The organism is Streptomyces sp. NPDC052236 (genome assembly GCF_044548015.1).
Taxonomy (GTDB): domain Bacteria; phylum Actinomycetota; class Actinomycetes; order Streptomycetales; family Streptomycetaceae; genus Streptomyces.
This window is the reverse complement of record NZ_JBIUBL010000077.1, coordinates 1-4,906: the sequence shown is the minus strand read 5'-3', so window position 1 is coordinate 4,906 and position 4,906 is coordinate 1. Positions and strand designations below refer to the sequence as shown.

Genomic DNA, 4,906 nt, shown 5'->3' with positions numbered 1-4,906 from the left:
GTCGCGCTGTACCACGCCAGTCCGGGTGGGACGTATGCGTCGGTGGCCAAGGACCTGGGTGTCAACCACGAGACGCTCCGCACGTGGGTGCGGGATGCCGAGGAGGCGGCCCGGCCCGGGGCGGGCGAGACCACCATGATGGAGAAGGAGAACCGGCAGCTGCGGGCGCGGGTGAAGGAACTCGAGCTCGAACGGGAGATCCTGCGGAGGGCCGCGAAGTATTTTGCGGGCGAGACCAGCTGGTGAGCAGCCGCTTCCAGTTCGTCGACGATCACCGTGGCGCCTTCGGTGTCAAGCGGCTGTGCCGGATCCTGACTGTCTCCCGGTCCGGGTTCTACCGGTGGCTGGCCGGCGCGGACGCGCGGGCCGGGCGGGCCCGGGCCGATGCCGAGCTCGCCGGGCGCATCACCGATATCCACGCCGAGTCCGACGGTACCTACGGGGCTCCACGCGTGACAGCCGAGCTCCGTGACGAGGGCGAGCGGGTCAACCACAAGCGGGTGGCACGCGTCATGCGGAAGTTCAACATTGTCGGGCTGCACCTGCGCAAGAAGGTCCGCACCACCATCCCCGAGCCGGCGGCGACGCCCGTGCCGGACCTGCTGCGGCGCGACTTCACGGCGATCGCACCGAATACCCGGTACGTGGGCGAAATAACCTACCTGCCCATCGGAGACGGCCAGTTCCTTTACCTCGCATCGGCGTTGGATCTGTACTCGAAGCGACTGGCGGGCTGGTCCATCGCCGACCACATGCGGACCTCGCTGGTCACCGACGCACTCAAGGCCGCGGCCGCAGTCCGGGGCGTCGGCGGCTTGCGCGGGGCGATCTTCCACAGCGACAACGGGGCGCAATACGCCTCCAAGGAGTTCGCCCAGGTCTGCGAGGACCTCGGTGTAGTCAGGTCGCGCGGTGCGGTGGGCACCAGCGCGGACAACGCCGCCGCGGAATCGCTGAACGCATCCCTGAAACGGGAGACGCTGCAGGGGAAGAAGCGGTGGACCGGGGCGCGCGAGGCCCGGCTCGCGGTCTTCCGCTGGGCGACCCGCTACAACACCCGGCGAAGGCACTCCCGCCTCGGCCAGATCAGCCCGATCGCCTTCGAGCAACGATCAACTACGCTGGCCGCTGCCGCATGACAACCGGTGTCCACGATCAAGGGTCAAGGCCCGGCGGGGTCATGTCCCAGACCGGGGCAGGATATCGGCGGTCGGCCGGACTTCTTGCCCTCGGCAACAGGGGCTCCAGCACCGCCCACTGCTCGTCCGTCAAATCTCCATGCTCCATGAACCAAGATCATCTCGGATCAAGATCCACTTTTGACACACGCCCTGGCTCAGAGTCTGGCCATATGCAGGCGTTGACAGCCGCGGAGCCGGTCCTGTTGATCGGAGTCGCAGACTTCGAACCATACGTTCTTCATGCCGTAGCGAACGCTGTCCATGCCCGCGTCAGGTTCGCCGTCAGGGTTTTCCGTGAGGCTGCTGGTGTGGGTTCCGTGGCGGTCCTCGTAGTGCATGCGCAGGGTTCCGCCCCAGCCCTCCATGCGGGTTTCACGTTGGTCTCGGGAGTACGGCATGACGTACTCGATGCCGTACCAGCCGTCCCGGGTGTCCCAGTACCGGTATCCGATGCTGGCTGCTGTTGATCCGTTGGCGCTTCTCCCCTCGAAGAGGGTGAACCCGTTGTCGGGCCCTTGAGCCGTGACGGTGGTCAGGGAGGACGTCACGGCGGAAGTGGGCTTGACCGTGCCATCCTGTTGGAAGAGCGCCATCCCCCAGGCGCCCAGACCCAGCGCTGCCGCCACCGCCGCAACCAGCGTAAGAATGGCTCTGCCTCGCGGAAACCCTGAATGGGTGCTCTGCTTCGTCTGAAGGCAGCCTGCCTTGACTTCATGAGGACCGTCTGTTCGGCCTTGGCGGGAGACCACAGGGGTGGCGTCATCGCTTCCCGGTGGAGTTGCCTGGTCCTGTCCGGTGATTCTGTCCCGGGCCTCAAGCCACACCTCCACCAGTTCCCCGTCTCCGCAGGCCCTTACGAAGGCGGCCAGTTGATCGAGGCACGGGACGGCGTCCCGGCTCAGCAGCACGGAAGCGGTGCTGCGGGGCAGTAGGTCCCCGGAGGCTGCCGCGCGCTCTTCCAGCTGCCGGTAGGACAGCCGGGAATCACTCTTCAACTGGCGCAGTGCCTTCATGAAGGCGGATAGGTCGGCGATCTCTTCAAGGGCCTGCCGTCGTGAGGGACTCATGGAGCTGATGGTCACGTTCTCGTGTGCGGGAGAGCAATGCAGATCTCCGCCAATCACGACACGGGTGTCGGGGTGCGATGTGCCGTCGTCGTGGCAATGAGCCACCTGTACGCATACCGCTTCATGACAACCGTCAGGCCACAAAATGTCGCCCCGTGTCAGCGACGAACCTGACCCCCATGGCCAGCCACCAGCAAAAAACGTCGCTCCCCCGACAAACCGCCACTGACACGCTCCCGCGACGAAGCCGACAGATCGCAGCGGGCCCAGGAGCGCCTGGTTGAGAACTCTCGAACCTGAGACAGCATCACCCGCCATGAGATGAAGCCCCACGACAGCATCATTCCCCTCGGATCTCTCGCTCCATGACAGTGACGCCCCAGCCCCGAAAACACCCCCGATCAGCACCGAAATAGTGCAGACCGGAGCCATCACCACCGACTCTCACACCCACCGACCCCAAACCGAGAGATCGCACCTGGTCGACCTGATGATGACCGGCGGCCCGGAGATGGTGAACGAGGCGGAACTGCGGCACTGGAAGAGCCACGCGATGGTGGAGCTGCTGCTGGAGTTCGGCGGCAGCGCGATGAAGCAGGACGACACCACGAAGGCCCTCACCCGGATGGAGACGCTGGACGCCGCTACGTACGAGGACTTGCAGCAGGCCAGGAAGACGGTGGCCGACCGGCGGGCCGCCGCGGGCTGACCCGGCGGCGGCATGTGGGAGGGGCCCCGAACCGCGCGCCGGTTCGGGGCCCCTCCCACGGGCGGGCGATCACAGCTCGATGTCGATCCGTTTCTGGTCCCAGGTCCTGCCGTGCAGAGCGCGGCCGCCGGCCTTGGGTGTGACCGCCCCATTGTTGTCTTCTCTGGGGGTAACCGTGTGGCGCAAGGCGAGTGGAGACCACTTTGTGCAGCTCAGCGCCGGTGCAAGCGACACTATCGCGTGCAACACATGTGGCGCCACTGTCGCTTCGAGTAGTCGCCAGTGGGGCCTGGCTTGGGTGAAGTTGGCTGTGGATTGGACAGGCGGTATGTGGGAGGGACCCGCCCCCAGAACCGTGGGGTACGGGCGCGTAACGCTAGTCCCGACGGTGCCGGGCGCGGTGCTGTCCGGGACAGACCGGGACGTGTCCAGGACAGACCGGGACGTGTCCAGGACAGACCGGGACGTGTCCAGGACAGACCGGGACGTGTCCAGGACAGACCGGACAGCACATGGTTCGCGGTCTGCGCGGTCATAGTGGGCCTACCACGTCTGAAAGCAGGTGATCACAGATCATGTCTGTCCGTTCATGTCTGATTCCCCTGGCCGCTGCGGCTTCCCTGATCGGAACAGCCCTCGCCATGGCCCCCTCCGCCAACGCAGCACCGGCCGGTGCGCAATCCTGCTACGGCTCTGCCGAAACCTACTTCAAGCCCAACGGCCCCAGGGACTACCCGGCCGGAGACCACCTACAGAGTTCCGGCTCCTGCAACGACATCAACATCAAGCCGAAGACCAACCGGTACGTCCAGGTCTGCATCGAGAACATCCCCGAAGGCACGCTGGAGTGTCCGGATCCGGATGACTTCGTGTACGCCGCCGCGGACCAGTGGACCGTGGTCAAGTACAACGTTGACCCCGGTACCGCCTTCGTCTTCCGGTTCCGTTCCACGGCGCAGTCCAGCGGCAGCTGGGCTGCCTAGGCGTACTGACCGCCCGAGGCCGCATCATCCGGCCACAGCGGTACCGGCACATCAGGAGGCTCTCCCCGCAGGCTCCGCAGGCCCCGCAGAGCGCCGCCTCGCAGGATCCGCGAGCCGAACACCGCGACCGGCCGTGCGCGCCGCCACGGAGTGAGCCGTTCAACCCGCAGTCAACAACAGGAGGTTTCTACTATGAAGTCCTGGACACTCAAGCTCGCCACCCTCGCCGGGAGCGCCATGCTGGCTGCCACCGCGGCCACCGCTTCGGCGCAGGCCGCCCCAGCGCCACCCAGCAGCACGGTCAAGATTGAAAAGACCCCCGGGCTCGTCGACAAGACGGACGATGGCTGGTGCCACTTCACCAACTGGGGCGGCAGCTTCTACTGCCTGGGCGCACCCATCGACGCCGTGTACTGGTTGAAGCCCGACGGATACCTGCAAGTCTTCGTGCTCGGCACCAACCGCGCCGTCTACAGCCGCTGGGCAACGGCGTCCGGAGTAAGCAGCTGGTACGGCGGGCTGGGCGGTTCCTGCAAGCCGGAGTACGGATTCGATTCAACGGCCAGTGGCTGGTCCATCACCATAGCTTGCGTGGGCGACGACGGCAGGTGGTGGCACAACACACGCAGTACCAGCGGGTCCTGGTCCAACTGGCAACGGGGGAAGGGGTTCTAAGCGGCTTGGGTGGAGTTCGGTGCTGATCGTCGGATTCGGGAGACGTTCGAGATGGACTGCTGGACCCTCAACGAGTCCGGAAACGCTTGGGACCACGGCACCGCAGAGGGCGCTACTGGATGGATATTCTCCAGCCACCTCCGGAATGACGGCAGCCAAAAGCGCTGCTGACTCAGTGCGTTGTGGCAAACCCGACCTCGTTCGAGGTGTGCGGCGCGGGTGATCATCTGGACGGAGGTTCGGGTGCGGCCGCGGGCATGAGAGAACGGGCCCCTTGGTAGTGACGCGGTT

General features: G+C 65.8%; 5 protein-coding genes. 4 read left to right on the top strand and 1 reads right to left on the bottom strand.

Translation table 11 applies throughout. The features are described from left to right. Positions 1–1,139, top strand: a protein-coding gene (locus tag ACIHCQ_RS44490; RefSeq protein WP_399675067.1) for an IS3 family transposase whose coding sequence is annotated in 2 segments (ribosomal slippage) — positions 1–226 and positions 226–1,139 — 1,140 coding nt annotated over the 2 segments. Because the reading frame shifts where the segments join, the coding sequence is not laid out codon by codon here. This gene is flagged as partial in the annotation. 197 nt (positions 1,140–1,336) lie between these two features. Here the strand turns inward: ACIHCQ_RS44490 and ACIHCQ_RS44485 are convergent. Next, the gene (locus tag ACIHCQ_RS44485; protein ID WP_399675064.1) at positions 1,337–2,581 is read right to left on the bottom strand and encodes a hypothetical protein; all 1,245 of its coding nucleotides are present in this window, start codon (positions 2,579–2,581) and stop codon (positions 1,337–1,339) included. A gap of 82 nt (positions 2,582–2,663) precedes the next feature. On the opposite strand from ACIHCQ_RS44485, the gene ACIHCQ_RS44480 reads away from it, so the two are divergent. The 3 genes from ACIHCQ_RS44480 (at position 2,664) to ACIHCQ_RS44470 (ending at position 4,615) form a co-directional block, all read left to right on the top strand. Beyond that, positions 2,664–2,957: a hypothetical protein gene (locus ACIHCQ_RS44480; RefSeq protein WP_399675061.1), complete on the top strand. Its 294-nt coding sequence runs from the start codon at positions 2,664–2,666 to the stop codon at positions 2,955–2,957. Positions 2,958–3,532: 575 nt separating this feature from the next. Continuing rightward, positions 3,533–3,940 carry a hypothetical protein gene (locus tag ACIHCQ_RS44475; protein WP_399675057.1) on the top strand — a complete coding sequence of 136 codons (408 nt, stop codon included), beginning with the start codon at positions 3,533–3,535 and terminating at the stop codon, positions 3,938–3,940. A 192-nt stretch (positions 3,941–4,132) separates the two neighbouring features. Continuing rightward, entirely contained in the window at positions 4,133–4,615 is a 483-nt protein-coding gene (locus ACIHCQ_RS44470) for a hypothetical protein (protein WP_399675054.1), read from the top strand. The last annotated feature ends 291 nt before the right edge of the window (positions 4,616–4,906 follow it).